Source organism: Micromonospora sp. NPDC047521 (assembly GCF_055587305.1).
The window spans coordinates 230,073-256,813 of the sequence record NZ_JBVJGN010000003.1 but is presented as its reverse complement, the minus strand read 5'-3'; the positions used below and the strand labels follow the sequence as shown (position 1 = coordinate 256,813).

Below are 26,741 nucleotides of genomic sequence, written 5' to 3'. Positions count from 1 at the left end.
CGTACCCGGTCAGACGGCCGCTTCGGCGATGGCCTGGCGCCAGGCCTGCTGGTCGCGGGCCTCGCCCGGGCCGTTCATCTCGGCGAAGCGCACCACGCCGCCGCGGTCGACGACGAAGGTGCCCCGGTTGGCGATGCCGGCGACGTCGTTGAAGACCCCGTACGCCTGGGCGACGGCGCCGTGCGGCCAGAAGTCGGCCAGCAGGGGGAACTGGTAGCCCTCCCGGTCGGCCCAGACCTTGTGGCTGAACACCGAGTCGACGCTGATCGTCAACACCTGGACGTCGTCGTTCACGTACTGGTCGAGGTTGTCCCGCACCTCGGCCAACTCCCCCTGACAGGTGCCGGTGAAGGCGAAGGGGTAGAAGACCAGCAGCACGGTACGCCGACCACGGAAGTCGGAGAGCCGGACCTGCTGGTTGTTCTGGTCCTTCAACACGAAGTCCGGTGCCTCGGCACCCACCTCGATGGGCATGCGAACTCCCTCGGTCGGGTCAGGGACGGCACCAACCTGCCACACCCGGCGGTACCGACCGCCGGGCGTGTGGGCGGTTGGAGGCTACTTCTTGGCCTTGGCCCCGCGGCGCAGCACCAGGCGGGCGCCGCTCCAGTCCCGGCCGGCGTTGACGGTCGAGGTCTGCTGAAGGCCGGCGGTGGGCGCGGACTCCGCGACCTCGCTCGGCTCGACGTGCCCGTCACGCCCCGCCTTCGGCGTGAGGAGCCACACGACCCCGTTGTCGGCCAGCGGGCCGAGGGCGTCGACGAGAAGCTCGAAGAGATCACCGTCGCCGTCGCGATACCACACCAGCACCGCGTCGACCACCTCGTCGGTGTCCTCGTCGACAAGCTCTCCACAGCGGTCGGTCAGGGCGTCGCGGAGATCCTGGTCGACGTCGTCGTCGTACCCCATCTCCATGACGACCATCCCCGGTTCGATTCCGAACCGGTCCGCCAGGCTGCGTACCCCGTCGGCGGCCTGACCAGCGGTCGCGCTCACTGTCGCGTGCCTCCTCATCTCGTCCCTGCTCGCGGCGTCGGACCGACGCCGTCAGGCAAAGTCCACACACTTGTGCCTCTGCGCGCAAGTGGCGCACCGGGTGGAACGGAATTTACCGTGCCAGCAGCGTACGGGCACCGTCGGTAATGGCTTCCGCGGAGACCAGAACCTGACGTGCTGCCGGACCTAATGGTACAAACGAGTCAACTCCGGCGACTCGACGCGCGGCACCGACATATCCGGCGTCGACAAGCGCCGCGATGACCCCCTCGCCTACCCCACCGGATCGGCGCGTCTCGTCCACCACCAGCACCCGGCCCGTCGCCGAGGACTCCCGGATGATGTCCGCCACCGGCAGCGGCGCCAACCAGCGCAGGTCCACCACGCGGGTGCCCACCCCCTCCTCGGCGAGGACGGCCGCCGCCCGCAGCGACATCCGCACCCCGTTACCGAAGGTGATGATGGTCAGGTCGTCGGCCGAGCCCACCTGGTACACCCGCGCGCGGCCGACCGGTACGTGCCCGGCCACCCACGCCCCCGGCTCCGCATAGCCCGCCAACCACTCACCGTCACCGTCGGCGTAAAGATCACGCGTGTGGTAGAGCGCGATCGGCTCCAGGAACACGCAGACGCTGCCGTCCACCGCCGCGCTCGCCAGGCAGGTCCGCAGCATGGGCGCGGCGTCGTCCGGCCGCGCCGGCACCGCGACCACCAGACCCGGCACATCCCGGAGTACGGCCACCGAGTTGTCGTTGTGGAAGTGCCCGCCGAACCCCTCCTGGTACGCCAACCCGGCCACCCGCACCACCATCGGGTTGCGGAACGCGCCCCGCGAGAAGAACTGCATGGTGGCCGCCTCGCCGCGCAGCTGGTCCTCGGCGTTGTGCAGGTACGCCAGGTACTGGATCTCCGGCACCGGCAGCATGCCGGCCAGCCCCGCGCCCAACCCGAGCCCCAGCACCGACGTCTCGTCGAGCAGGGTGTCGAAGACCCGGGCCGCGCCGAACCGGTCGCGCAACCCCTTGGTCACCCCGTACACGCCGCCCTTGGCGGCCACGTCCTCACCGAAGATCGCCATCTGCGGATGGTCGAGCATCCCGTCGGCGAGCGCCGCGTTGATGCTCTGCGCGAGGGTCAACGGGCCGGCCAGCTCCGGCGGCTTACCCCCGAACGCCTCCTCCCGCGCCGCCGCGCCCGGCCCGCTGGCCCGGGCCGCCGCGTCGGCCACCGCCCGTGCCACCCGCACCGGACGCCGGGGCGCCAGCGCGGCCACCACGTCGGCCGCGGACGCCAGCTTCGGCTCGCCCAGCACCTCCTCGGCCAGCCGGCGTACCTGCCAGCCGGTCTCGTCGTACCGGCCCAGCAGTTCCTCCCCGCTTGCCACGCCGGCCTCGGCGAGCAGCCGCGCGGTGGCGACCACCGGATCCCGGGCCAGGTCCTCGGCAAGTTCGGCGGGGCTGCGGTACGCCGACTCCGCGTCGGCGCCGGCGTGCCCCATCAGCCGGACGGTGCGCAGGTGCAGCACGGCAGGCCGCCGGTGCCGGCGCACCCAGGCCGCCGCCTCGGTCGCCACCGCGTACGTCTGCACCGGGTCGGCCCCGTCGGCGCTGAAGTAGCGGATGCCCGGCCGGGCCCGCAGCGTCGCCTCCACCCAGCCCTGCGGGGAGCGCACGCTGATGCCCAGCCCGTTGTCCTCGCAGACGAAGAGCACCGGAATGCGCAGCCCGGCGTGGTCGTACCAGCCGGCGGTGTTGAACGCGGCGGTGGCGCTCGCGTGGTTGACCGAGGCGTCGCCGAAGGAGCAGACCACGATGGCGTCCGACGGCCACGGGGCGTGCGCGGCACCGGCGCCGCTGCCCACCCGCGCCTCGGGGCCGGTGCGCCGTCCGGCGCTGTCGAGGCGGCGCAGACGCTCCACGGCCAGTCCCATTCCGACCGCCCGGGGCAGGTGCGAGGCGATGGTGGAGGTGGTCGGTACGACGTTCAGGTCGGCACGACCGAACACCTTGTGCCGGCCGCCGGCGATCGGCTCCTGACTGGACGCGACCATGCCGCGCAGCACATCGCGGGCCGCCTCGGCGTACGGCGCGAACCCGCCGGCGGACGGCGCGAACCCGGCCGGCTCAGGCTCGGTGGCCGGGGCCGGGTCGGTGGCCGACTGCCCGTCGACGGCCTGCTCACGGTCGGCGGCCTGCTCACGGTCAGCGGTCGGCTGCTGGTCGGCGACCTGCTGCTGGTCGGTGGCCTGCTGTCGGTCGGCGGCCTGCTTCCCGTCGGCGGCCTGCTCACGGTCGGCGGCCGGTTCGGCGTGGGGGGTGTCGGTCGGCGCGGCATCGGCGGCGGCCTGGGCCGCCCGCACGCAGTAGAACGCCCCGGAGCGGTAGTGCAGCAACGCCGGATCGGTGGGGCGCAGCGCGGCGGCGACCGCCGCGTTGCCCTCGTGCCCGGCCGAGCCGATGGTGTAGAAACCCTCCCCGAAACTACGCAGCCAACGACCGGCGAGGTCGAGCTGGCGGCTGGTCACCTGCGCGTCGAACAACTCCAGCAGGCGCTCGCCGGTCAGCGGGGCGTCATCGGTGACCGGGTCGGCGGGGTCACGCCTGCGCCGCGCGGCGGGCAGCGCCGCCAGCGTCTCCCGGAACCGGTCGTCGAGATCTTGCGGGGTGGTCACGTCCGACAGCATTACCGACGCGGGCCATGCTCGCCCAGTGGGACACGGTCGACGCCCGTCCACTCACGCCGGGTCGCACGGCTCAGGACAGCCGCCGTCGGACACCTTCCACACCAGGTCACGCAGGGTGGACAGCTCCTGGTCACTCAACCCGGCCAGGAGTCGGGAGTCGGACATCACCTCGATCACCCGGTCCCGCACACCCCGGCCGCCATCGGTCACCACTAGCGTCTTCTGCCTGCGGTCGGCCGGATCGGTACGGCGCTCGACCAGGCCGGCCAGCTCCAGCCGGTCGACAAGCGCCGTCACGTTGGACCGGTCACAGCCCAGCCGATCGGCGAGATCGCGCGCCGGCAGTGGACGGTCCGGGTCCAGCTCGTGCAGCGCCCGGGCCGTGGCCGGGGTGAGCCCCAACTCGGCGAACGCGGTGCCCTGCCGGTGACGCAGGGAGGCGGTCAGGTGTGCCATCCGGCGCACCACATCGGCCGCGAGGCCGGCCCGGTCCACCGGTCGACCCGCCGCGGAACCCCCCTCCGGTGCCACCGCCACATCGTACGCGCCGCCCCGACCACCCAGCTCGACGATGAGCTCCGGCCGCGCCGCGCAACATCGGTGAAACTGCTGCCTCCGCACGCCCGGAGGCAGCAGTTTCGGGTTAGTTGCGCGGATCGTGGACCGGGACGGTTGGTCTGCGCCGCCCGCCCGCGGCCATGATCGCGCTGGAACACGGAAGTAGTGGCCTCCCGCCGCCCACGACACCACCAGATCCAGGATCGAGCACGATCTTGGCGGGATCTGGCCGCCTCGACCGGGCCGGGCGAGCCGAGCCGGGCGAGGCGGGCCGGGCGAGGCGGGCCGGGCCGGGCCGGGCGAGCGGGCGAGGCGAGCGGGCCGGGCCGAGCCGGGCGGGCGGGCGCGGCGAGACCGGGCCGGGCCGCGTGGCGGGGCGAGGCGGGCGGCCGGGCGTCAGGCGGGGAGGAACGAGAAGCGGACCTGGCGGGTCGGGTTGTCGCCGTTGGTGTCGACAAGGCAGATGGACTGCCAGGTGCCCAGTGCCAGTCGCCCGTCGAGCACGGGCAGCGTGGCGTACGGCGGGACGAACGCGGGCAGCACGTGGTCGCGGCCGTGGCCGGGTGAGCCGTGCCGGTGCCGCCAGCGGTTGTCGGTGGGCAGCAGCGCGTCGATGGCGGTGAGCAGGTCGTCGTCGGAGCCCGACCCGGTCTCGATGATGGCCAGGCCGGCGGTGGCGTGCGGCACGAAGACGTGCAGCAGGCCGTCGCCCTGGCCGGAGACGAATCCCTGGGCTTCGGCGGTGATGTCCCGGACGGTCGGCCGGGACCCGGTCTGGACGGTGATCACGTCACTGCGCATACGTCGCATTCTGCCGCAGCGCGACCCGCGAGCCACCGCCACAGCGGCCGGAGCCCTCGCCGCCGCGACCCGCGAGCCACCGCCACAGCGGCCGGAGCCCTCGCCGCCGCGACCCGCGAGCCACCGCCACAGCGGCCGGAGCCCACCGGAGTCGCCAGCCACCCCCGCACGCCCGGGTTGCCGGGAGGAGGTCTGGCGGAGCCTGACATCGCCCGCACGGGGCGGGGCCGGCGGCGGGCGGGGCACGGCTGACCGTCGCGCTAAGTTACCGACGGGTACCTGTGTCGCTCATCGCGTCGGGGGGACCTAGACGTGACGAGGGGTGCCACCAGGGGGCAGGATGGCGCTAGAGACCTATCCCACACACAACCGAGGGAACGCCTGTGGCTACGGAACGCAAGCGCCCGGTGATCAGCGACGGCCTACCGAGCCAGCTTCCGGACATCGACCCTGACGAGACAAGCGAATGGGTCGAGTCGCTTGATGGTGTCATCGACGAGCGGGGTGCCAAACGCGCCCGCTACGTCATGCTGCGCCTGCTGGAGCGGGCCCGCGAACGCCAGGTCGGGGTGCCGCCCCTGACCACCACCGACTACATCAACACCATCACGCCGGAGCGCGAGCCGTGGTTCCCGGGCGACGAGCACGTCGAGCGGCGGATCCGGGCGTACGTGCGCTGGAACGCGGCAATGCTGGTGCACCGGGCGCAGCGCCCGGAGATCGGCGTGGGTGGGCACATCTCGACCTTCGCCAGCTCGGCGTCGCTGTACGAGGTGGGCTTCAACCACTTCTTCCGGGGCAAGAACCACCCGGGCGGCGGCGACCAGATCTTCTACCAGGGCCACGCCTCCCCCGGCATGTACGCCCGGGCGTTCCTCGAGGGCCGGCTCAGCGAGCACCAGCTCGACGGGTTCCGCCAGGAGCTGTCCCACCCGGGGGGCGGCCTGCCGTCGTACCCGCACCCGCGGCTCATGCCGGACTTCTGGGAGTTCCCCACGGTCTCGATGGGTCTCGGCGGTCTGAACGCGATCTACCAGGCCCGGTTCAACAGGTACCTGCAGCACCGCGGCATCAAGGACACCTCGCAGCAGCACGTGTGGGCGTTCCTGGGCGACGGCGAGATGGACGAGCCGGAGACTCTCGGCGCCATCGGCGTGGCCGCCCGCGAGGAGCTGGACAACCTCACCTTCGTGATCAACTGCAACCTCCAGCGGCTGGACGGCCCGGTCCGTGGCAACGGCAAGGTCATGCAGGAGCTGGAGGCGTTCTTCCGGGGCGCCGGCTGGAACGTCATCAAGGTGGTCTGGGGCCGTGAGTGGGACCCGCTGCTGGCCGCGGACACCGATGGCGCGCTCGTCAACCTCATGAACACCACGACCGACGGTGACTACCAGACGTACAAGGCCGAGTCCGGCGCGTACGTGCGGGAGCACTTCTTCGGCCGTGACCCGCGCACCCGCAAGATGGTCGAGCCGCTTAGCGACGACGAGATCTGGAACCTCAAGCGGGGTGGGCACGACTACCGCAAGCTCTACGCGGCCTACAAGGCGGCCACCGAGCACACCGGTCAGCCCACCGTCATCCTGGCGAAGACGATCAAGGGCTGGACGCTCGGCTCGCACTTCGAGGGCCGCAACGCGACCCACCAGATGAAGAAGCTGACGCTTGAGGACCTGAAGACCTTCCGCGACCGGCTCTACCTGGACATCCCCGACTCGGCGCTGGAGGACAACCCCTACCTGCCGCCGTACTACAACCCGGGTGAGAAGTCCGAGGAGATCCAGTACCTGAAGGAGCGGCGCGAGCAGCTCGGCGGGTACATGCCGTCGCGGCGGACCAGCACCAAGCGGCTGACCATCCCCGGTCCGGAGCGGTTCGCCGACGTCAAGCGCGGCTCGGGCAAGCAGAAGGTGGCCACCACGATGGCCTTCGTCCGCCTGCTCAAGGACATCATGAAGGACAAGGAGTTCGGCAAGCGCTGGGTGCCGATCATCCCGGACGAGGCCCGTACCTTCGGCCTCGACTCGATCTTCCCGACCGCGAAGATCTACTCGCCGCACGGGCAGCGCTACACCTCGGTCGACCGGGAGCTGTTCCTGTCGTACAAGGAGTCGACGACCGGGCAGATCCTGCACGAGGGCATCAACGAGGCCGGTTCGGTCGCCTCGTTCACCGCCGCGGGCTCGGCGTACGCCACCCACGACGAGCCGATGATCCCGATGTACATCTTCTACTCGATGTTCGGGTTCCAGCGGACCGCCGACGGGCTGTGGGCGGCTGCCGACCAGATGGCGCGGGGCTTCCTGCTCGGCGCGACCGCGGGGCGTACGACGCTCAACGGTGAGGGCCTGCAGCACGAGGATGGCCACTCGCTGCTGATCGCCGCCACCAACCCGGCGGTGGTCGCGTACGACCCGGCGTTCTCCTTCGAGATCGCGCACATCATGGAGAACGGCCTGCACCGGATGTACGGGGACGCGCAGGAGAACGTCTTCTACTACCTGACGGTCTACAACGAGCCGATCCTCCAGCCGGCCGAGCCGGACGGGGTGGACGTGGAGGGCCTGCTCAAGGGCATCTACCGCTACTCGCCCGCGCCGCAGGTCGACGGCCCGAAGGCGAACGTGCTCGCCTCCGGCACCGGTATGCAGTGGGCGCTCAAGGCCCAGCAGCTGCTCGCCCAGGACTGGGGGGTGGCCGCCGAGGTCTGGTCGGTGACCTCCTGGACCGAGCTGCGCCGCGACGCGGTGCAGGCCGAGGAGTACAACCTGCTCAACCCGGGTGCCGACGCGAAGGTTCCGTACATCACGCAGAAGCTCGCCGACGCCGACGGGCCGAAGGTCGCGGTCAGCGACTGGATGCGCGCGGTACCGGACCTGATCTCCCGCTGGGTACCTGGCGACTACACGTCGCTCGGCACCGACGGCTTCGGCATGTCGGACACCCGGCACGCGCTGCGTCGGCACTTCCACGTCGACGCCGAGTCGATCGTGGTGGCCACGCTGCGGCAGCTCGCCCGCAGCGGCGCGGTGCCGGCCACCGTGCCGGCCGAGGCCGCCAAGAAGTACGCGATCGACGACGTCAACGCCGCGCCGGTCGGGGAGACCGGCGGCGACAGCTGACGTCCCCGCACGACGAGAGAAAGGGCCCGGCGCACCCGCGCCGGGCCCTTTTTCGGGTACGACCCCGGCCGGCACCGCCCGGGGAGGGCGTCAGCCGGCACCGCCCGGGAAGGGCGTCAGCCAGCACCGCCCGGGAGGGCGTCAGCCGACGGCGGCCAGGTCGGTCAGGCGGGCCAGCGAGTCTTCCAGGTCGGCGCCCACCCGGCGCAGGCCGAGGCGCAGCAGGGCCGCCTTGACCGGGCCGGCCGGCCAGCGGACGACGATGAGCCGCACGATGGTCCCGCCCTCCTCCTCGTCGGGAGTGAGCTGGACGTAGATCTCGGTGCGCGCCTCCGCACGGGCACCGGCCCCCTTCGCCCGTTCCCGCCAGCCGATCAGGGTCGGCTCCTGATAGGCGATCACCTCGGCCTCATGCGCCGAACCGCGCCCCGCCTGGACCAACTGCCGCCGCCCGAAGCCCTCTCCGGAGAGCACTTCGGCCGCGCGGACTCCCGCCAGCCAGGCCGGCAACTGCTCGGCCCGCTGGACGACGTCCCAGACCACTTCCATCGGCGCCGCCACGTGCGCACTGCGTTCCACGAGGATCATTTCCGTCTTTCCTCCAGTGAGGACATCCCACGATATCGGCACTCTATGCGCTAAATCGGACTTACCTGGACGGGTTTGGAAAAAGACACGCCGATCAACCATTGCGGAATGCATCAGCCCGGCCTATGGCGCATTCATCGACAGCGTCCTAGAGTCCCGAGCACGTTTCACGTTGACCGGGAGGGCGCATGTCGACCGCACCGATGCCCGAGTTCCCCGCCGGCTTCCGCTGGGGCGTCTCCACGTCCGCCCACCAGATCGAGGGTGCCGCCACGGCCGACGGACGCCTACCGTCCATCTGGGACACGTTCGCGCACTCCCCCGGGCGGATCGCCGACGGCAGCAGCGGCGCGGACGCCTGCGACCACTACCACAGGTACGCCGAGGACGTCGCGCTGATGGCCGGGCTGGGCGTCTCCGCGTACCGGTTCTCCATCGCCTGGCCCCGGGTGCAACCCACCGGCTCCGGGCCGGTCAACGCCGCAGGTCTGGACTTCTACGACCGGCTCGTCGACGAACTGCTGGCCGCCGGCGTCGACCCGGTGGCGACTCTCTACCACTGGGACCTGCCCCAGCCCCTGGAGGACGCAGGCGGCTGGCTGAACCGCGACACCGCCGCCCGTTTCGCCGAGTACGCCGACCTGGCCGCCAGCCGGCTCGGGGACCGGGTGCGACTCTGGATCACCCTGAACGAACCCTTCGTCCATATGAGCATGGGGTACGGCATGGGCGTGCACGCCCCCGGCCGGATGCTGCTCTTCGACGCGTTCGGCGTCGCACACCACCAACTGCTCGGGCACGGGCTCGCGGTAGCCGCGCTGCGTGCCCGCACCACCAGCCCGGTGGCGATCGCCAACAACTACTCGCCGGTGCGGGTGCTCGGCGACAGCGACGCCGACCGGGCCGCCGGGAACGCGTACGAGGCTCTGCACAACCGGCTCTTCACTGACCCGCTTCTGGGGCGGGGCTACCCGGACCTGCCCGGCTTCGACCCGGGCCTCGTCCACCCCGGCGACCTCGACACCATCGCCGCGCCGATCGACGTGCTGGGGGTCAACTACTACAACCCCACGGGTGTACGGGCCGCCGAGGAGGGCTCACCGCTCCCGTTCGACCTGGTGCCGCTGGACGGCTACCCGCGTACCGCCTTCGACTGGCCGGTGGCCCCCGACGGGTTGCGCGAGCTGCTCGACTGGCTCCGGGACACGTACGGCGACGCACTGCCGCCCATCGAGATCACCGAGAGCGGCTGCGCGTACGACGACGTGCCGGACGCGGACGGCCGGGTGGCGGACCCGGAGCGGATCGCGTACCTCGACGGGCACCTGCGCGCCGTCCGCGCCGCCATCGACGACGGGGTGGACGTGCGCGGGTACTTCGTCTGGTCGCTGCTCGACAACTGGGAGTGGGCAGAGGGGTTCACCAAGCGCTTCGGCCTGGTGCACGTCGACTACGCCACCCAGAGGCGTACGCCCAAGTCGTCGTACACCTGGCTGCGGGACGTGATCGCGGCCAGCCGGCCGGGGTCGGCGCGGTGACCACTGTCGACCCGACGCCGGCGGCGCTGCCGGCGGCCCTCGCCGAGCCGGCGGTACCGGTGCGGCGCGGCTGGATCGGCCTGATCTTCGCGGCGAACCTGGGCGTCTGGATGGCGTTCTTCACGCCCATCCAGGTGCTGCTGCCGCAGCAGATCGAGCAGATCGCGCCCGGCGACAAGGAGAACATGCTGGCAGTGGTCACCGGCCTGGGCGCGCTGGCCGCGGTGCTCGCCAACCCCCTGGCGGGCGCGCTGTCCGACCGGACCTGCCTGCGGATCGGCGGCCGGGAGTTCGGCAGGCGGCACGTCTGGACGGCGGGCGGGGCGGTGATCGGCGCGGCGGCGCTCGTGCTGCTGGCCCAGCAGCGCACCATCCTCGGGGTCGCCCTGGGCTGGGTCGCCGCCCAGGTGTGCTTCAACGCGATGCTTGCCAGCCTCACGGCCGCCATCCCGGACCGGGTGCCGGTGACGCAGCGCGGCGGGGTCTCCGGCTGGGTGGGCATCCCGCAGGCGCTCGGGCTGGTGCTCGGCGCGGTGCTGGTCACCGCCGTGGTCACCGGCAACGCGGCGGGCTACCTGGCCATCGCGGTGGCCATCCTGCTGCTGTCACTGCCGTTCGCGCTGTTCACACCCGACGAGCCGCTGCCGCGTACGCACCGGCCGGCGCTGCGCGTCCGGGTGTTGCTGACCTCGATGTGGATCAGCCCGCGCCGGCACCCGGACTTCGCCTGGGCGTGGATCACCCGGTTCCTGGTCCAGCTCGGCAACGCCCTGGGCACCCTCTACCTGCTGTACTTCCTCACCGACGGGGTCCGTTACCCCGACCCCGAGGGTGGCCTGCTGGTGCTGATCCTGCTCTACACGCTCGGCATGATGCTGACCGCAGTGGTCGCCGGCCGGCTCTCCGACCGCTCCGGGCGACGCAAGGTCTATGTGATCACCTCCGGGTTGATCATGGCGGTGGCGGCGCTGCTGCTCGCGGTCGCGCCGGTCTGGCCGATGGCGATCGTCGCCGCGCTGCTGCTCGGCGCGGGCTACGGCGTCTACCTCTCGGTCGACGCCGCGCTGATCACCCAGGTGCTCCCCCGGGCCACCGATCGGGCCAAGGACCTCGGCGTGATCAATATCGCCAACTCGGCGCCGCAGGTGCTCGGCCCCGCGCTCTCCGCGCCGCTCGTCGTCCACCTGGGCGGGTATCCGACCCTCTACGCGGTCACCGCCGCGGTCACCCTCATCGGCAGCGTCCTGGTCGTCAAGATCCGGTCGGTCCCCTGAGTCGAGGCCCCTGGCGGAAAGCGCTCGACCGCCGCCGTAGGCTGGGGGACGTGACAGTACGTGTGCGCTTCGCCCCGTCCCCGACCGGTATGTTCCACGTCGGCGGCGCCCGCTCGGCGCTGCAGAACTGGATCTACGCCAAGCAGCAGGGCGGCGTGTTCGTGCTGCGCATCGAGGACACCGACGCGGCGCGCAACAAGCCCGAGTGGACCGAGGGCATCCTCTCCGCGCTGGACTGGATCGGCATCTCCCGGGGCAGCTACGAGGGCCCGCACTTCCAGTCGGAGAACGCCGGCGAGCACCGCGCCGCCGCCGCCCGGCTCTACGAGTCGGGCCGCGCCTACTACTGCGACTGCACCCGCGAGGACGTCCAGGCCCGCACCGGCTCGCAGTACCAGGGCTACGACGGCTACCACCGCGATCTCGGCCTCGGCCCGGGCGAGGGTCGCGCGCTGCGCTTCCGTACGCCCGACGAGGGCCTGACCGTCGTGGTGGACCTGATCCGCGGCGAGCCCACCTTCGAGAACAAGCTCATCGAGGACTTCGTCATCGCCCGGGGCGACGGCTCGCCGGTCTTCCTGCTGGCGAACGTCGTCGACGACATGACCATGGGGATCACGCACGTGATCCGGGCCGAGGAGCACCTGCCAAACACTCCCAAGCAGCAGCTGCTCTGGGACGCCCTCGGGGTCAAGCCGCCGGTCTGGGCGCACGTGCCGGTGGTGGTCAACGAGAAGCGGCAGAAGCTCTCCAAGCGCCGCGACAAGGTGGCCCTGGAGGCGTACCGGGAGGAGGGCTACCTCTCCGGCGCGATGCGCAACTACCTCATGTTGCTCGGCTGGGCGCCCTCCGGCGACCGGGAGATCGTCCCCTGGTCGGTCATCGAGGAGGAGTTCCGGCTGGAGGACGTCAACCCCTCCCCGGCGTTCTTCGACGAGAAGAAGCTGCGCGCGTTCAACGGCGAGTACATCCGCGCGCTGCCGGTGCCCGAGTTCATCGACGCCTGCCAGCCGTGGCTGACCGGCACCGGCACCATCGCGCCGCCGCCGTGGCAGCCCGAGGAGTACGACGCCGACGCGTTCGCCGCCGTCGCGCCGCTGGCCCAGACCCGGATCGCGGTGCTCAGCGAGATCGTGCCGAACGTCGACTTCCTCTTCCTGGCCTCGCCGCTGATCGACGAGGCAGCCTGGACCAAGACGATGAAGGACGGCTCGGCGGAGCTGCTGGACGAGGCAGTCGCGGCCTTCGAGGCGCTGGAGTCCTGGGACGCCGAGTCGCTGAAGTCGACGCTGGAGGCGGTCGGCACCGCGCGCGGCCTCAAGCTCGGCAAGACGCAGGCGCCGGTCCGGGTCGCGGTCACCGGCCGCACCGTGGGCCTCCCGCTGTTCGAGTCGCTCGAGGTGCTCGGCCGCGAGCGCACCCTGACCCGAATCCGCGCCGCCCGCCTCCGCCTGGTCTGACCCGGCCCGGCCCGGCCCGGCGCGACGGAGGGCGGGCGGGGCGGGCTCAGCGGGGTTGGCGGCGGCGGAGGATCAGGGCTGCCGTCAGTGCGGCGAGCACCACGAGGCCGCCCAGCGCCCAGAGCCACGGGCGTGCGCCCGAGTCGGACTGCTCCCCCGCCACCGGGGTCGTGGATGGCGTCGGGCTGGCGGGTGCGGCCGACGCCGGCCCGGCGGAGGGGTTCGCCGCCGGGGGTGATCCGGCAGGGCTCGGCTGGCCGGCGGACGACGGCGTCGCGGACGGGTCGGCGGCGGTGCCGGTGGTGAGGGTGAACCGCACCTCGCCCCGGACCGGGTGCCCGTCGGCGGAGGCGAGCTGGTAGCCGACGGTGTAGAGCCCCGCGGCGGCTGGCTTGAACGGCACCCGTACCCGGCTGCCGTCGAACGTCGGCTGCCCGCCAGCGACCACATTGTCCGGTCCGGTTACTGTGATCTTCGTCGTAGTCGGCGACGGCCTGGCCAAGAACCGCAGCTCGATCCGGGCGGGTGCCGTCGCCACCCGAGCGCCGTCGCGCGGGTCGCTGCCGGTCAGCTCGTTGTGGGCGGCGGCAGGCGTGGCCGGGGCCAACAACGACACACCGAACGCCACGCCGAAGACCACTGGCACGACCCGTCCCAAACGTGTAACCCTGCCCCCCATGAACCCCTCCGTAAGGGTACGATCCGCCCGCTGATCAAACCGCTCCTCATTAGTCGAGCAGAGATCGCAGATAGTTCCAATTACTTGTTCCACAAGCTGCACGCCATCGACGTTCTGCAAGTCTGTGAGGGTGGGCCCGGCCAACCGGTCGGTGCCGTCACCGGCCGACCGATCCGGACGTCGCGACGAAAGCCATCCATCGAACGGGGCGAGGAGGCGGGATGGTCCGACAGATGAGGCGGTGGGCCACCGTGCTGGCGGGCACGTTGGCGGCGGCGCTGCTGTCGCTCGGCACCGCCGGTCCGGCCGCCGCGGCATCGGCTCCGGCGCCCGCCGGGGTGGACATCGCCGGCACGGATCTGCCCGAGCCGCTGCGGCTGCGCGCGGACACACAACCCGACCTCGTGGTCGCGGTCATCGACCAGGTCAACTTCCTCGGCCGCACCGGCGCTCCGACCGGGCCGAAGGCGGCCAACCTCGGTCCGAAGTACACGGTCGTGGTGCTCGTCGGGGACACCCCGAAGCAGACGTACGACCTCTACCCCGAGGCGGCCGGCGGTCCCCGAATCTTCCGGCCCGCGAAGCAGCCGGACGGGCACAAGACGAGCGCCGGCTGGTTCCTCGGCCGGCTCAGCATGTCCGAGACGCTGCGCGCCGCCGGGGTGCCGTTGGAGCGGCAGTTCGACACCGTCAGCGGTGGTGTGGGCGGCGGCGAGCGGGTCCTTCCGGAGGACACTCTCGATCCGGCCAAGGACCTCGACGAGGCACTAGGCGAGTTGCAGCACCTGCTGCTGCTCAACGTCGCGGTGATGCTGACCATCACGATCGGCCTCGCCGGGATCGCGCTGCTGATCCGCCGCCGCACCCGCTGAGCTGAGCCGACCGGCGGGTCGGAGCACGTCACCCGCCGGGCGGCCCCGGGTCAGCACCAGCGGCGCGGCGGGCGCTCCCGGCGGGTGGCCCGCTGACGGGGCCGCACCGGACCGTGCCGGTGGGCCCCGGCCCACCCGGGACGTTCACTGAGGCAACCGGGCGGGACGTCCGACTCCGACTCGGCCAGGGGCGCGGGCTCGGCGGAGCGCTGACGCGGGAGCATGGCCTCGTCGTCGGGGCGGCCGGCGAGCGGCTCGACCGGGTGCGACGGCGTACCGCCCACGGGCCGGCGGTGCTTGGCGGCCGACTGAGGGTCATGGTGCCCCGGCCGGCAGGGCTCGCCCTGGGCGCAGCCGTGTTCGGCCTCCCCGTGCGCCATCCCGGTCTCCTCACGCTCACACTCACCCGCGGGTGCTCCCCCGTGCCCTGCCACCGTACTGGCCGGGGCCGACGGGCCTGCACGGCGTACCCCGCGGTCAGTGCTTCGGACGGCGCGGGAAGATCGTCTCCCAGACCGGGAACGCGACAAGCCAGATCACGATGGCGACGGTGAGCTTGTGGATCCAGCCCACCAGCTCGCGGGTGCGGTCCGCGTCGTTGACCCAGAGGATCGCGGCGCCGAGCAGGGCGCACGCGACGGCCCAGCCGAGCAGCGCCTTGGCCCACTCCCGCCACTCGTGACGGGTACGCGCCCAGCCGTGGCGGGGCGGCCGGACCGGCGGTGGTCCACCGGCGAACCGGTGGGCGAAGCGCTGGTCGGCCCAGCGCACCATCGAGTGCCCGAAGGCCACCGAGAAACCGAGGTAGGCGGCGGCGAGACCGTGGCTGACACCGGCGGTCGCGCCTCGGCGCAGGTCGAGCACCGACGCGGCGAGCAGGGCGAGGTCCACCAGCGGTACGCAGACCAGCAGCGCCGCCCCCAGCCGGGGCCGCCGCAGCGGATAGCGGGCCACCAGCCCGGCGGCGAGCACCACCCAGAACGCGATCTCGCAGCCGATGATCACAGCGACCAGCACGTCGACCTCCCCCCGTCTCACCACAAGCGTCGCCGACCAGGAAGGCGTCGGCCTCGACGTGGGAGAGGAGATCCGGGTCCACCCTTCGACGGACCCGCCGGTGGCGTGCGGCGGCCGGCGCGGGATGCGCGTACCCCTTTCGGCGCATGCCGGGGCCGGCAAGGTCCTCCCCCGGTCGGAGCCCGCGGGCCGACGGCTGTGGTGGGATCGGAGCATGCGACTGCCATCGTGGCTCGGTTCCGGCACACCCGGCCGGGACCTCACGCTGGCCGGCGCGTCGCTCGGCGGTGGCCTGGTGCTGTACGGCCTGGGCATGCAACCGCAGATCAATCCGCACCCGGACGTGCCGCCCGCCCTCTTCCTGGTGCCCCTGCTGGCGGTGTGCGTCGCAGTCGGCCTCCGTCGGGCCGCACCGCGCACCAGCCTGGCCGTGGGGACGGCGGCGCTCGTGGTGGACACGGCGCTTGGCAACTCGCTGGGCACCGTCGTGGTCTACACGCAGGTGCTCTACGACGCCTGCGTGTACGGCCCACCCCGGCTGTGGCGGTGGCTGCTGCGGATCACCGTGGCGCTGAGCCTCATCGGGGTCGCGGCCGGCGTGCTCGGGTTCGGCCAGTGGCGCGGTGCGGCTGTCGGCGTTCCGGTGGTGCTCGCGGGACTGCTGCCGGTGCTGACCGGGATCAGCGTGCGGCAGTACCGCGACCAGGCGGCCGCCGAGCGGGCCCGGGCCGAGCAGACCGCCCGGCTGGTCGAGCTGGACCGCCGGCAGGCGGTGAGCGCCGAACGGGCCCGGATGGCGCGGGAGCTGCACGACGTGGTGGCCAACCACCTGAGCGCGGTGGCCATCCACGCGACCGCCGCGTTGTCGGTGCGCGGGTTGGATCGCGGCCAGGTCGAGTCGGCGTTGCGGGTGATCCGGGAGAGCAGCGTGCAGGGCCTGGCGGAGATGCGGCAGATGATCGAGGTACTGCGGGATCCGGGAACCGGCGGCAGGCCACCGGACGGCGCGCTGGGCGAGACGGTCACCGCGCGGCTCGCCGAGACGGACCGGCTGGTGGAGGGGATCCGGGCCGCCGGCCTGGCGGTACGGGTCCGTACCGACGGCACGCCGGGCCCGCTGCCGGTGGGGGTGGACCTGGCCGCGTACCGGATCGTGCAGGAGTCGCTTACCAACGCGCTCAAGCACGGCGCCGGCGACGCGGAGCTGGTCATCGCGTACCGGCCGGCGGAGGTGGTGGTGACTGTGGAGAATCCGGTGCGCCGGGGCGGGGCGGGACTGCCCGGCGCCGGAGCCGGGCTGATCGGGATGCGGGAACGCGCCACGCTGCTCGCCGGGCGGTTCAGCGCCGGGCCACGGGACGGCCGCTGGCAGGTCCGCGCGTCGCTGCCCACCGGGGTCGACGGGTGAGCGGGCCGGCCGACGTCGAGACGGCGGTGCGGGTGGTGCTGGCGGACGACCAGCCGGCGGTCCGCGCCGGGCTGACGCTCATCCTGGCCGGCGCTCCCGGCGTCGAGGTGGTCGGCGAGGCCGCCGACGGCGACGAGGCGGTCGTGCTGTGCCGGGAGCTGCGCCCGGACGTGGCGGTGCTCGACATCCGGATGCCGCGCCGGGACGGGATCTCCGCGACCCGCGCCATCGTCGCCGAAGGGCTCGCCGACGTGCTGGTGCTCACCACCTTCGACCTGGACGAGTACGTCTTCGGCGCGCTGCGCGCCGGAGCGGCAGGTTTCCTGCTCAAGCACACCGACGCCGCCGGACTGGTCGAGGCGGTGCGGACCGTGGCGCGCGGGGACGGGTTCATCGCGCCCGCCGTGACCCGCCGGTTGATCGCTGCCTTCGCGTCGACCGCGCCTGGCGCCTCGTCGGCCACCCACGCCGCGCTCGGCACGCTCACCCCACGCGAACGGGACGTCCTGGCCTGCCTGGGGCTGGGATTGTCCAACCAGCAGATCGCCGAGCGGCTGACGATGGCGGAGAGCACCACCAAGACACACGTGAGCCGGATCCTGGCGAAGTTGGACCTGCGCAGCCGGGTGCAGGCCGCGATCCTGGCCCAGGAGGTGGGCCTGCCCGCGCCGCCGTGACCGCGCCCACCCCGGCCCGACCGGAAGATCCAGGTCAGCGCGTGTCAGGCTAGGGCGGTGGGTACGTCCGGCGGTGGAGAGCTGACGGCCACGCTGCGCCGGATCGAGCGCGCGGCGGGGGCCCTCGCCACCGCGAGCGTGGCCCGGATGGACGAAACCCTGCCCTGGTTCCGCGCGCTGCCGGCCGACCAGCGGTCCTGGGTGATGCTCGTGGCTCAGGCGGGCGCCCGGTCGCTCGTGCAGTGGTTGCAGGACGGCGGCGGCACGGCGGACAGCACCCAGGAGGTCTCCGACGAGGTCTTCGCCGCCGCCCCGCAGGCCCTGGCCCGGTCGATCACCCTCCAGCAGACCGTGGCGTTGATCAAGGTGACCATCGACGTGGTCGAGGAGCAGGTGTCACACCTGGCCGCCGAGGGCGAGGAGCAGCAACTACGCGAGGCGGTGCTGCGCTTCTCCAGGGAGATCGCGTTCGCCGCCGCGCGGGTGTACGCGCGGGCCGCCGAGTCGCGCGGCGCGTGGGACGCCCGGTTGCAGGCCCTGCTCGTCGACGCGCTGCTGCGGGGCGACTCGCCGGACGTGCTGGCCAGCCGGGCCGCCGCGCTGGGCTGGGCGGACGCGCCACCGGTCGCCGTGGCGGTAGGTCGTTCCCCCGGCGGGGAGGTCTCCGCCGTGCTGCACGTGGTCTACCGCCAGGCCCGCCGGATCGGCGTGGAGGTGATCGGCGGGGTGCACGGTGACCGGCTGGTGATCGTGCTGGGCGGCGCACCGGACCCGTTGGCGGCGACGGCCAACCTGCTGGAGGCGTTCGGGGACGGTCCGGTGGTTGTCGGTCCGGCCGTACCGAGCCTGGACGAGGCGACGGAGTCGGCGCGGGCCGCACTGTCCGGTTTCCGGGCGGCGCCGGCGTGGCCGACCGCCCCCCGACCGGTGCCGGCCGCCGACCTGCTGCCCGAGCGGGCCCTCGCCGGCGACGCGGAGGCCCGCCGCCGGCTGCGGCACGACGTGTACGCGACGCTGGTGCGCGCCGGAGGCGAACTGCTGGGCACCCTTGACGCGTTCCTGGCGGCCGGTGGCACGCTGGAGAGCGCCGCGCGGGCGCTGTTCGTGCACCCGAACACGGTGCGGTACCGGCTGCGCCGGATCGCCGAGGTGACGGGCTTCTCGCCGCTGTCGCCCCGGGACGCGTTCGCGCTCCAGGTGGCGCTGACCGTCGGCCGCCTGGATCCGGTCCCGGTGACCCCGCCCGTCCCGACTCAGACAATGACCCCGACCAACCGGAAAACCGCCCAAACCGATGATGACCCCCGACGATCTTTGTAGGAAACCTCCAACGGTCCTAGTGTGGTTTGGTCGAGGCCGGCACCGCGTCGGCGGCGCTTATCCGGGAGAGTCATAGTCGTGCTCGCCGTACTTAGTCCCGGCCAGGGTTCCCAGAAACCCGGCTTCCTGACCCCCTGGCTCGACCTGACCGGCACCGAGGCGCGACTGCGCTCGTGGTCCGCGCTGGCCGGGGTCGACCTGACGCACCTGGGCACCACCGCCGACGCGGACGAGATCAAGGACACCGCCCGCACCCAGCCGCTGCTCGTCGCCGCCGCGCTGCTCGCCGCCGAGCACCTGCCGCTGCACGACGTGACACTCACCGCCGGCCACAGCGTCGGCGAGCTGGGCGCGGCGGCGCTGGCCGGAGTGCTGACCGCCGACGCCGCGATCACCCTCGCCGGCGTACGCGGCCGGGAGATGGCCGCGGCGTGCGCGCTGGAGCCGACCGGGATGGCGGCCGTGCTCGGCGGTGACCCCGACGAGGTGCTCGCCGCCATCGCGGCGCACGGACTGCACGCCGCCAACCGCAACGGGGCCGGTCAGATCGTCGCCGCCGGCTCGGTCGACGGGCTGGACAAGCTCGCCGCCGAACCGCCGGCGAAGGCCCGGGTCATCCGGCTCCAGGTGGCCGGCGCGTTCCACACCCCGTACATGGCGCCGGCCGAGACCGCGCTTGCCGCTGTCGCCGCCGGGATCACGCCCGCCGACCCGGAACGGATCCTGCTGTCCAACCTCGACGGCACCGCCGTCGAGGACGGCCAGGAGATGGTGCGGCGCCTGGTCCGCCAGGTCACCGCCCCGGTCCGGTGGGACCTGTGCATGCGCGCGCTGGCCGACCTCGGGGTGACCGGGGTGATCGAGCTTCCCCCGGCGGGCACGCTCGCCGGGCTGGTCAAGCGCGAGCTGAAGGGCAACGGAGCCCCGGAGATCGTCACCCTGAACACCCCGGACGACCTGCCCGCCGCCCGCGACCTGATCGCCCGACACGGCACGCCCGGCCAATCGCCCGCCCTCACCGGAGGTCTCTCATGACTGGCAGTCGCATCGTCTCGATGGGGCACTACCAGCCCTCGCGGGTGGTGACCAACGACGACATCGCCCAGCTCGTCGACACCAACGACGAGTGGATCCGGGACCGGGTCGGCATCGTCAGCCGGCGGATCGCCGACAGCGAGACGGTCGCCGACATGGCCGCCGCCGCCGCCGGCAAGGCGCTCGCCAACTCGGGCCTGAGCCCCGCCGACATCGACCTGGTAGTGGTCGCCACCTGCTCCTCGATCGACCGCAGCCCCAACGTGGCCTGCCGGGTCGCCGCGAAGCTGGGCATCACCGCGCCGGGCGCGTTCGACGTCAACACCGCCTGCTCGGGCTTCGCGTACGCGCTGGGCATCGTCGACCACGCCGTCCGGGCCGGCGCGTCGCGCAACGCGATAGTCATCGGCGCGGAGAAGCTCTCCGACTTCACCGACTGGACCGACCGCTCCACCTGCATCATCTTCGCCGACGGCGCCGGTGCCGCGGTGGTGACCGCGAGCGCCGAGGACGAGCCGGCCGGCATCGGTCCGGTGGTCTGGGGTTCGGTGCCGGAGAAGAGCGACGCGGTCCGCATCGAGGGCTGGCGCCCGTACATCCAGCAGGAGGGGCAGGCGGTGTTCCGCTGGGCCACCACCGCGCTGGCGCCGCTGGCCCTGCAGGCGTGCGAGCGCGCCGGGGTGGCCCCGTCGGAGCTTGCCGCGTTCGTGCCGCACCAGGCCAACTCCCGGATCATCGACGGCATCGCCAAGCGGCTCAACATCCCCGACGCGATCATCGCCAAGGACATCGTCGAGTCGGGCAACACCTCGGCGGCGAGCGTCCCGCTGGCCCTGTCCAAGCTGGTCGAGCGGCGGGAGGTGCCCTCGGGCGCACCGGTGCTGCTGTTCGGCTTCGGCGGCGGTCTGACCTACGCCGGTCAGGTCGTCCGCTGTCCCTGAGATCCCCTCGGGCGCGTAACGCGCGCCCAGGAGTGGCGGCCGGCGACGCCGACCGTCGGACAACCCCCGATGAAAGGAACCAACCGCAATGACCCGTGACGAGATCACCACCGGCCTCGCCGAGATCCTCGAAGAGGTTGCCGGGGTGAACCCGGACGACGTGGCCGAGGGGAAGTCCTTCACCGACGACCTCGATGTCGACTCGCTGTCCATGGTCGAGGTCGTCGTGGCCGCCGAGGAGAAGTTCGGCGTCAAGATCCCGGACAACGAGGTGCAGAACCTGAAGACCGTCGGGGACGCCGTCAGCTACATCGAGGCGCAGTCCTGATCATGAGTCGTCCTGACGTCGTCGTCACCGGGCTCGGCGCGACGACCCCGCTTGGCGGGGACGTCGCGTCGACCTGGGACGCCATGCTCGCCGGCCGCTCCGGGGTGAGTGCGCTCACCCAGGAGTGGGCCGAGCAACTGCCGGTCCGGATCGCCGCCCAGCTGGCCGTGGAGCCGTCCGAGGTGCTGGACCGGGTCCGGCTGCGCCGGCTGGACCGTTCCGAGGCGATCGCGCTCATCGCGGCCCAGCAGGCCTGGGCGGATGCCGGCCTGACCGACTCCGGCATCGACGGGGAGCGCCTCGCGGTGAGCGTCGGCTCCGGTATCGGCGGTGCCACCACCCTGCTCGCCCAGGACGACATCCTGGAGGCGTCCGGGCCGCGGCGGGTCTCCCCGCACACCATCCCGATGCTCATGCCCAACGGTCCGGCCGCGTGGGTCGGGCTGGAGCTGGGCGCCAAGGCCGGCGTGCACACGGTGGCCAGCGCCTGCGCCACAGGTGCCGAGGCGATCGCGCTGGGTCTGGACATCATCCGTGCCGGCCGCGCCGACGTGGTGGTGGCCGGCGGCACCGAGGCGGTCATCCACCCGCTGCCGATCGCCGGGTTCAGCTCGATGCGGGCCATGTCGACCCGCAACGACGAGCCGGAGCGCGCCTCCCGCCCGTGGGACACCGGCCGCGACGGCTTCGTCCTCGGCGAGGGCGCGGGCGTCGTGGTGCTGGAGCGGGCCGACCACGCCGCCGCCCGGGGCGCCCGGGTGTACGCGCGTCTGGCCGGCGCCGGCATCACGTCCGACGCGTACGACATCGTGCAGCCGCACGCCGAGGGTGAGGGCGCCATCCGGGCCATCGCCAAGGCGATCGCGGACGCGGACGTGGCCAAGCGGGACATCGTGCACGTCAACGCGCACGCCACCTCGACCCCGGTCGGTGACATGCTGGAGATCGGCGCGCTGCACAAGGCGCTCGGCGATCACCCGGTGCTCGCCGCCACCAAGTCGATGACCGGTCACCTGCTCGGTGCGGCCGGCGCGCTGGAGTCGATCGCCACCATCCTGGCCATCCGGGACGGCGTCGTTCCTCCGACGATCAACCTGGATGACCCGGAGCCCGGCCTCACCCTCGAGGTGGCCGCGCACAAGGCCCGGCACATGGAGATCCCCGCCGCGCTGAACAACGCGTTCGGCTTCGGCGGGCACAACGTGGCTCTCGTGTTCACGCGTCCCTGAGCCTGCCCCGCGACGGGCCTCCTCCGCGCCGGAGGGGGTCCGTCGCGCGTTTTCACGCCCGGTTGCGGGGGTGTTGCCGCGCGACGCGCTCGTTGCCCCGGCGGTAGTTGCCCGTCCAGCGGGCCATCACCAACTGCGGGTCGTCGTCGACCTCGGCGAGGAACTGCGCCGCCCGGGCGCCGCGCAGCGTGCTGGCCACCCGCCCGTGATGGGTGATCACCACCGCGCCGTCCGCCCGGTGTACGAACCCGAATCCCTCTGCCACGCCCATCCGCGAAGGCTGTCAGACCCACCGGGGGCGGGGCGACCCGATTTCGGCTCCGGCGCGGGCCGCGTACCCGATTGACGTCGCCGTCCCGTGCGGCTTTGATGGGCCCACTGAAGATCGACTAACTGGGACTCGCCACCATGGACACTCGTACCCGCGTCGCCACGCTGGGCGCTCTCACTCTCTGCCTGCTGGTCGGTTGCGGCGGGGAGGCCGGCGCTCCCGCCGGGCGGACCAGCGGGCAGCCGGCCCCGCAGGCCACCGGCGAGCCGTGGTACGACGAGGTGGCCGCCGCCCCGTCCAACGGCACCGCGGGCGGTACCGGCTCGCCCTGCCCGGTGCCTGTCTCGTTTCCGCTGGCCGACGGGTGGACGGCGGAGGCGGTCAAGGTCCCCGAGGGCGAGTTGGCGGAACTGGTCGGTGAGGCGCTCACCAGACAGGGCGGCACCACCGCGCGCTGCGAGGTCGACGGGCGGCGTGCCGGCGGCGGGTTCCTGCGGATCTGGACGGCCGATTCGCCGACGCTCGCGCCGCGCGCAGTGCTCGAGGGTTTCGCCGCCGGTGCCGGCGACACCGTCAGCGCTCAGCAGTTCCGCGACGTCCGGGCCGGCGCCTTCGACGCCACCGAGGCCAGCTGGCTGACCACCAGCGAGCTGACCGGGGAGACCTCACGAGCCTGGGCGCTGGCCGTCCAGTCAGCGGGGCAGACCCTGGTCTTCACAGTCAACGAGGGCCTCGTCACCGGACGGGACGACGTCCTGCCGGCGTACCGGCTCGCGGTGCGGGGCCTCGCGACCACGACGTGAGACCGTCCGGGGCGGGCCGGGTCAGTCGCTGACGCAGGTGGTGGCGGGCAGGCCGGGCACCGCCACCGGAGAGCGGCCGCCCGGCCGGGCCTTGCCGGCCAGCACCGCCGCCAGTGCGGTCATCGACGCCCGGGTGGAGGAGTACGTGGCCAGCAGCGTCGGCGACTTCGCCTTGGCCAGCACGTACGGGGTGTCCATGGCGACCGTGACGGCGGCGTCGGCGCGCAGGTCACCGTCACCGTCGCCGTAGCCCACCAGGTGGACCACCGTGCCGCCGCTGGGCTTGACCGCCACGCCTGCCGCGGTCAGCGCTGAGGTGAGGGCCGCCCGGGTGCCGTCCCGGCCGTCCGACGAGGTGACTGTCACCGGTCCGCGTACCGGGCCACCGCAGGCGCCGCGCAGCACGGTGACGGCGCCCGCGGCCAGCGCCTGCGCGGCCGACCGGTGCGCCGGGGCGTTGAGCGTGGACATCGGTGCGGCCGGCACCTCCGCGAGCCGGAACTTCATGGTGAGGACCCGGGTGACCGCCTCGACGAGCCGGGCCCGGGGCAGCGAACCGCCGCGCAGCGCGGCGAGCAGCCCGTCGTACGCCTGGCCGACGTTCGGGGTCATCAGGATGAGGTCGTTGCCGGCGTTCAACGCGCGCACGGCGGCCTCGCCGGGCGCCCAGCGCTTCGCGGGAGCCATGTTCATCCCGTCGGTGATCACCACGCCCTGGAATCCGAGCTGGCCGCGCAGCACGTCGGTGAGCAGCTTGTGCGAGAAGGTCGCCGGGGTGCCCGGGTCGATTGCCCGCGCGTCCAGGTGCCCGGACATGACGGCCATCGCTCCGGCGTCCATGCCTGCGGTGAACGGCGGCCACGCGCCGCTCTTCAGCGCCGCCGCGGACTGGGTGAGCACCGGCAGGTCCTGGTGCGAGTCGTCGGCGCTGTGGCCGTGGCCCGGGAAGTGCTTGAGGGTGGCCGCGACGCCACCGGCCTGGAGGCCCCGGACGGCGCCGCCGACCTGGGCCGCGGCACGCTTCGGGTCCGCCCCGTACGACCGGGAGCCGATCACTGCGCTGCGGGTGGCCAGCACGTCGGCGACCGGGGCGAAGTCGACGTTGATCCCCATGGCGGCGAGTTCGGTGCCGGCGGCCCGCCAGGCGGCCTCGGTGAGCTTCGGGTCACCTGCCGCGCCTGCCGCGAGGGCGCTGGGCAGCACGGTGACGCCGTCGCTGATGCGGGTGACCACGCCGAACTCCTGGTCGGTGCCGACCAGGAAGGGCGCCGGCCCGGTGGCGAGCCGGCCGGCGGCGGCGCGCAGCCCCGTGGTCAGCTCGTGCACCTGCTTCGGGTTGTCGACGTTCGTGGTCTCCTGGTTGCCCTTGGTCGGGTCGTCCGCGCTGAACCCGACCAGGATCAGCCCACCCAGCCGGTACTTGGCGATCATCTGGGCGGGGGTGTCGACACCGGCGAGGGCCTGGTTGCCGGCCGCCGAGCCGGCTGAGACCTTCGTCGCCGAGTCGCCGTACGCGTACGGCATCAGCACCTGGCCGACCAGGTCCTCGTCGGAGAGGGTGGCGGCCAGAGCGGCGGCACGGGCGGCGGGGTCGGCGGGCGGCGTCGTGGCGGGAGCGCTGGGGCCGGCGGGCGTGCCGGTCGGGCCGGGCGTCGGCTCGGGGCCCTTCGGGGTACCCGAGCAGCCGGAGACGAGCAGGGCGGTCAGGGCGGCGACGGCGACGCTGGCGCGTAGCGGGCGAATCGGCACGCCGACCATCCCACCAGTTCCCCCTTATCGGGGCAACTTGACCTTACCGGTCGGCGTCGTGGCCCCCGGTGAGCGCCAGGGTGACGGCCTGGTCAGCCGACCCTGGTGAGCAAGGTCACCGGCGCGCCGTCCCCGGCGTACCGGTAGGGCTCCAGGTCGGTGTCCCACGCGGTGCCGAGCGCCTTGTCCAGAGCGTGCGCCAGCGCCTCCGGGGCACGGGAGCCGGCCATCAGGGCCCGCAACCGGTCCTCGCCGAGCTGGATGTCACCTGCCGCGCCGACGGTGGCCCGGAACAGACCACGGGCCGGCACGTACATGAATCGTTCACCGTCGGCGCCGGGACTCGGCTCCTCGGTGACCTCGAAACGGATCATGGGCCACTGCCGTAGGGCAGCAGCCAGCTCGGCGCCCGTCCCCGGACGACCGGTCCACCCGCATTCGGCCCGGCGGGCGCCGGGATCGACGGGCTGAGCCGTCCACTGCAGGTTGACCGGCGCGGCTAGGACGCGCGCGATCGCCCACTCGACGTGCGAGCACACGGCGAGCGGGGTCGAGTGGACGTATACGACGCCACGCGTTGGCACGGTGACCTCCCGGAGAGCGAGGTGCGTCTTCCCCTACGACCTCGTCCACCCGAGTGGTTGCTGCAACACATGATGACTCCTGTGACTGATGATGCGCCAGGGAATCGGAAAAAACGCCGGGTGGAATAGCCGGACGGGTGGTCTCCGTTGCCTCTCAGGACACCGCGACGACCAGCCTGATGTCGTGGTCATGTACAGTTCCACCGGCGGCTTATGCCGCGTTACACCCTCGCGGGCCGAGTCAGTGTGGTCCGCACACAGCCCCCGGACGTCCAGTCCTCCCGTACGTCTTGCAAGGAGTACCTCCGTGGCGAGCAACACCTCTAAGACCGCGCGCGCGTCCGTCCGGGCCGGCCAGGCTGGCCAGGGTGGCGCCCTCAGCGTGCTGGGCGAGTTCAAGTACCTCATCCCGCTCAACGGCGGCAAGCACGCCTACGTGCGGAACCTGACCAACGGCAAGACCGCGCACCTGCGTACCGACTCCGACGCCTTCGTCGAGGAGATCCGGGTGCTGGCCGCCGCCGGCCACGCCGCCAAGATCCGGGCGGAGATCAACAACCTGGCCACCGCCTACCCGAACGACGGCTGGGAGGCCACCGAGAAGCGCCTGGTCGCGGCCGGCGTCTTCGAGGGCTGACCTCTCCCCCACCACAGCACCGCCGAACCGCCCGCCGGGATGTCCCGGCGGGCGGTTTCGCGTCCGCACCGGCGACCGGCAGCGGTTCAGGCCGGCAGCGGTTCAGGCCGGCAGCGGTTCAGGCCGGCAGCGGTTCAGGCCGGCAGCGGTTCAGGCCGGCAGCGGTTCAGT

Annotated in this window: 25 protein-coding genes and 2 pseudogenes; 14 read left to right on the top strand and 13 right to left on the bottom strand. The window is 72.8% G+C overall.

Going from position 1 to position 26,741, the window contains the following annotated elements; all coding sequences use genetic code 11:
* Positions 1-9: 9 nt before the first annotated feature.
* The 6 genes and pseudogenes from ACZ6N8_RS08830 to ACZ6N8_RS08805 all read right to left on the bottom strand — a co-directional run bounded on the left by ACZ6N8_RS08830 (position 10) and on the right by ACZ6N8_RS08805 (position 5,038).
* Positions 10-474, bottom strand: a complete 465-nt coding sequence (locus tag ACZ6N8_RS08830; RefSeq protein WP_466008669.1) for a peroxiredoxin — start codon at positions 472-474, stop codon at positions 10-12.
* A gap of 84 nt (positions 475-558) precedes the next feature.
* Positions 559-996: a DUF3052 domain-containing protein gene (locus ACZ6N8_RS08825; protein ID WP_110565654.1), complete on the bottom strand. Its 438-nt coding sequence runs from the start codon at positions 994-996 to the stop codon at positions 559-561.
* Positions 997-1,108: 112 nt separating this feature from the next.
* Positions 1,109-3,142: pseudogene (locus tag ACZ6N8_RS08820) on the bottom strand (thiamine pyrophosphate-dependent enzyme); the annotation flags it as partial.
* 192 nt (positions 3,143-3,334) lie between these two features.
* Positions 3,335-3,679, bottom strand: a pseudogene (locus ACZ6N8_RS08815) (transketolase); the annotation flags it as partial.
* 51 nt (positions 3,680-3,730) lie between these two features.
* The gene (locus ACZ6N8_RS08810; protein WP_466009158.1) at positions 3,731-4,135 is read right to left on the bottom strand and encodes a MarR family winged helix-turn-helix transcriptional regulator; all 405 of its coding nucleotides are present in this window, start codon (positions 4,133-4,135) and stop codon (positions 3,731-3,733) included.
* Positions 4,136-4,633: 498 nt separating this feature from the next.
* Positions 4,634-5,038, bottom strand: a complete 405-nt coding sequence (locus ACZ6N8_RS08805; protein WP_364362438.1) for a YjbQ family protein — start codon at positions 5,036-5,038, stop codon at positions 4,634-4,636.
* Between the two features lie 383 nt (positions 5,039-5,421).
* Here ACZ6N8_RS08805 and aceE point away from each other — a divergent pair, with 383 nt between their 5' ends.
* On the top strand, positions 5,422-8,160 hold the full coding sequence (aceE, locus tag ACZ6N8_RS08800; protein ID WP_466008667.1) for a pyruvate dehydrogenase (acetyl-transferring), homodimeric type: 2,739 nt from the start codon (positions 5,422-5,424) through the stop codon (positions 8,158-8,160).
* Between the two features lie 141 nt (positions 8,161-8,301).
* Here the strand turns inward: aceE and ACZ6N8_RS08795 are convergent, their stop codons facing one another.
* Positions 8,302-8,748 carry an SRPBCC family protein gene (locus ACZ6N8_RS08795; RefSeq protein WP_139585931.1) on the bottom strand — a complete coding sequence of 149 codons (447 nt, stop codon included), beginning with the start codon at positions 8,746-8,748 and terminating at the stop codon, positions 8,302-8,304.
* A gap of 188 nt (positions 8,749-8,936) precedes the next feature.
* On the opposite strand from ACZ6N8_RS08795, the gene ACZ6N8_RS08790 reads away from it, so the two are divergent.
* From ACZ6N8_RS08790 to gltX, 3 genes are read left to right on the top strand one after another with little or no spacing between them, the layout of a single operon-like run.
* A complete protein-coding gene (locus ACZ6N8_RS08790; protein WP_466008666.1) occupies positions 8,937-10,286 on the top strand; it encodes a GH1 family beta-glucosidase in 1,350 nt (449 codons plus the stop codon).
* On the top strand, positions 10,283-11,560 hold the full coding sequence (locus ACZ6N8_RS08785) for an MFS transporter (RefSeq protein ID WP_466008664.1): 1,278 nt from the start codon (positions 10,283-10,285) through the stop codon (positions 11,558-11,560). The genes ACZ6N8_RS08790 and ACZ6N8_RS08785 overlap by 4 nt, the downstream gene beginning before the upstream one ends.
* Before the next feature lie 50 nt (positions 11,561-11,610).
* The gene (gene gltX / locus ACZ6N8_RS08780) at positions 11,611-13,020 is read left to right on the top strand and encodes a glutamate--tRNA ligase (protein WP_466008662.1); all 1,410 of its coding nucleotides are present in this window, start codon (positions 11,611-11,613) and stop codon (positions 13,018-13,020) included.
* A gap of 46 nt (positions 13,021-13,066) precedes the next feature.
* On the opposite strand, the gene ACZ6N8_RS08775 is transcribed toward gltX, so the two are convergent.
* The gene (locus tag ACZ6N8_RS08775) at positions 13,067-13,666 is read right to left on the bottom strand and encodes a copper resistance CopC family protein (protein ID WP_466008660.1); all 600 of its coding nucleotides are present in this window, start codon (positions 13,664-13,666) and stop codon (positions 13,067-13,069) included.
* 254 nt (positions 13,667-13,920) lie between these two features.
* On the opposite strand from ACZ6N8_RS08775, the gene ACZ6N8_RS08770 reads away from it, so the two are divergent.
* Complete coding sequence (locus tag ACZ6N8_RS08770; RefSeq protein ID WP_466008659.1) at positions 13,921-14,571, top strand: hypothetical protein; 651 nt, start codon at positions 13,921-13,923, stop codon at positions 14,569-14,571.
* Between the two features lie 50 nt (positions 14,572-14,621).
* Here the strand turns inward: ACZ6N8_RS08770 and ACZ6N8_RS08765 are convergent, their stop codons facing one another.
* Entirely contained in the window at positions 14,622-14,951 is a 330-nt protein-coding gene (locus ACZ6N8_RS08765) for a hypothetical protein (RefSeq protein ID WP_357990314.1), read from the bottom strand.
* 97 nt (positions 14,952-15,048) lie between these two features.
* Positions 15,049-15,588, bottom strand: coding sequence for a hypothetical protein (locus ACZ6N8_RS08760; protein ID WP_466008658.1), 540 nt, complete (start codon positions 15,586-15,588; stop codon positions 15,049-15,051).
* A 214-nt stretch (positions 15,589-15,802) separates the two neighbouring features.
* On the opposite strand from ACZ6N8_RS08760, the gene ACZ6N8_RS08755 reads away from it, so the two are divergent.
* From ACZ6N8_RS08755 to fabF, 7 genes are all read left to right on the top strand, one after another.
* Positions 15,803-16,996 carry a sensor histidine kinase gene (locus tag ACZ6N8_RS08755; protein WP_466008656.1) on the top strand — a complete coding sequence of 398 codons (1,194 nt, stop codon included), beginning with the start codon at positions 15,803-15,805 and terminating at the stop codon, positions 16,994-16,996.
* The gene (locus ACZ6N8_RS08750) at positions 16,993-17,673 is read left to right on the top strand and encodes a response regulator (protein ID WP_466008654.1); all 681 of its coding nucleotides are present in this window, start codon (positions 16,993-16,995) and stop codon (positions 17,671-17,673) included. The genes ACZ6N8_RS08755 and ACZ6N8_RS08750 overlap by 4 nt, the downstream gene beginning before the upstream one ends.
* A gap of 27 nt (positions 17,674-17,700) precedes the next feature.
* Positions 17,701-18,993, top strand: coding sequence for a PucR family transcriptional regulator (locus ACZ6N8_RS08745; protein WP_466009156.1), 1,293 nt, complete (start codon positions 17,701-17,703; stop codon positions 18,991-18,993).
* A gap of 78 nt (positions 18,994-19,071) precedes the next feature.
* On the top strand, positions 19,072-20,028 hold the full coding sequence (locus ACZ6N8_RS08740; RefSeq protein ID WP_466008652.1) for an ACP S-malonyltransferase: 957 nt from the start codon (positions 19,072-19,074) through the stop codon (positions 20,026-20,028).
* Entirely contained in the window at positions 20,025-20,969 is a 945-nt protein-coding gene (locus tag ACZ6N8_RS08735) for a beta-ketoacyl-ACP synthase III (RefSeq protein ID WP_466008650.1), read from the top strand. The genes ACZ6N8_RS08740 and ACZ6N8_RS08735 overlap by 4 nt, the downstream gene beginning before the upstream one ends.
* Positions 20,970-21,057: 88 nt before the next feature.
* The gene (locus tag ACZ6N8_RS08730; RefSeq protein ID WP_053653162.1) at positions 21,058-21,297 is read left to right on the top strand and encodes an acyl carrier protein; all 240 of its coding nucleotides are present in this window, start codon (positions 21,058-21,060) and stop codon (positions 21,295-21,297) included.
* Between the two features lie 2 nt (positions 21,298-21,299).
* The gene (gene fabF, locus ACZ6N8_RS08725) at positions 21,300-22,526 is read left to right on the top strand and encodes a beta-ketoacyl-ACP synthase II (RefSeq protein WP_357990302.1); all 1,227 of its coding nucleotides are present in this window, start codon (positions 21,300-21,302) and stop codon (positions 22,524-22,526) included.
* 52 nt (positions 22,527-22,578) lie between these two features.
* Here the strand turns inward: fabF and ACZ6N8_RS08720 are convergent, their stop codons facing one another.
* Complete coding sequence (locus tag ACZ6N8_RS08720) at positions 22,579-22,797, bottom strand: hypothetical protein (protein ID WP_364362428.1); 219 nt, start codon at positions 22,795-22,797, stop codon at positions 22,579-22,581.
* Positions 22,798-22,934: 137 nt separating this feature from the next.
* Here ACZ6N8_RS08720 and ACZ6N8_RS08715 point away from each other — a divergent pair, with 137 nt between their 5' ends.
* Positions 22,935-23,600 carry a lipoprotein gene (locus ACZ6N8_RS08715; protein WP_466008648.1) on the top strand — a complete coding sequence of 222 codons (666 nt, stop codon included), beginning with the start codon at positions 22,935-22,937 and terminating at the stop codon, positions 23,598-23,600.
* Positions 23,601-23,621: 21 nt separating this feature from the next.
* On the opposite strand, the gene ACZ6N8_RS08710 is transcribed toward ACZ6N8_RS08715, so the two are convergent.
* Positions 23,622-25,358, bottom strand: coding sequence for a glycoside hydrolase family 3 protein (locus ACZ6N8_RS08710; protein ID WP_466008646.1), 1,737 nt, complete (start codon positions 25,356-25,358; stop codon positions 23,622-23,624).
* An 83-nt stretch (positions 25,359-25,441) separates the two neighbouring features.
* Positions 25,442-25,933, bottom strand: a complete 492-nt coding sequence (locus ACZ6N8_RS08705) for a DUF3145 domain-containing protein (RefSeq protein WP_357990294.1) — start codon at positions 25,931-25,933, stop codon at positions 25,442-25,444.
* 307 nt (positions 25,934-26,240) lie between these two features.
* Between ACZ6N8_RS08705 and ACZ6N8_RS08700 the strand changes: the two genes are divergently transcribed.
* Positions 26,241-26,570, top strand: a complete 330-nt coding sequence (locus ACZ6N8_RS08700; RefSeq protein ID WP_466008644.1) for a hypothetical protein — start codon at positions 26,241-26,243, stop codon at positions 26,568-26,570.
* The last annotated feature ends 171 nt before the right edge of the window (positions 26,571-26,741 follow it).

Coding starts and splice junctions, on each gene's coding strand:
- ACZ6N8_RS08805 (WP_364362438.1), bottom strand. CDS start 5,038: ATGCGCAGTGACGTGATCACCGTCCAGACCGGGTCCCGGCCGACCGTC.
- ACZ6N8_RS08735 (WP_466008650.1), top strand. CDS start 20,025: ATGACTGGCAGTCGCATCGTCTCGATGGGGCACTACCAGCCCTCGCGG.
- ACZ6N8_RS08765 (WP_357990314.1), bottom strand. CDS start 14,951: ATGGCGCACGGGGAGGCCGAACACGGCTGCGCCCAGGGCGAGCCCTGC.
- ACZ6N8_RS08715 (WP_466008648.1), top strand. CDS start 22,935: ATGGACACTCGTACCCGCGTCGCCACGCTGGGCGCTCTCACTCTCTGC.
- ACZ6N8_RS08830 (WP_466008669.1), bottom strand. CDS start 474: ATGCCCATCGAGGTGGGTGCCGAGGCACCGGACTTCGTGTTGAAGGAC.
- ACZ6N8_RS08755 (WP_466008656.1), top strand. CDS start 15,803: ATGCGACTGCCATCGTGGCTCGGTTCCGGCACACCCGGCCGGGACCTC.
- ACZ6N8_RS08770 (WP_466008659.1), top strand. CDS start 13,921: ATGGTCCGACAGATGAGGCGGTGGGCCACCGTGCTGGCGGGCACGTTG.
- ACZ6N8_RS08810 (WP_466009158.1), bottom strand. CDS start 4,135: ATGGCACACCTGACCGCCTCCCTGCGTCACCGGCAGGGCACCGCGTTC.
- ACZ6N8_RS08790 (WP_466008666.1), top strand. CDS start 8,937: ATGTCGACCGCACCGATGCCCGAGTTCCCCGCCGGCTTCCGCTGGGGC.
- ACZ6N8_RS08720 (WP_364362428.1), bottom strand. CDS start 22,797: ATGGGCGTGGCAGAGGGATTCGGGTTCGTACACCGGGCGGACGGCGCG.
- ACZ6N8_RS08795 (WP_139585931.1), bottom strand. CDS start 8,748: ATGATCCTCGTGGAACGCAGTGCGCACGTGGCGGCGCCGATGGAAGTG.
- fabF (WP_357990302.1), top strand. CDS start 21,300: ATGAGTCGTCCTGACGTCGTCGTCACCGGGCTCGGCGCGACGACCCCG.
- ACZ6N8_RS08730 (WP_053653162.1), top strand. CDS start 21,058: ATGACCCGTGACGAGATCACCACCGGCCTCGCCGAGATCCTCGAAGAG.
- ACZ6N8_RS08710 (WP_466008646.1), bottom strand. CDS start 25,358: ATGGTCGGCGTGCCGATTCGCCCGCTACGCGCCAGCGTCGCCGTCGCC.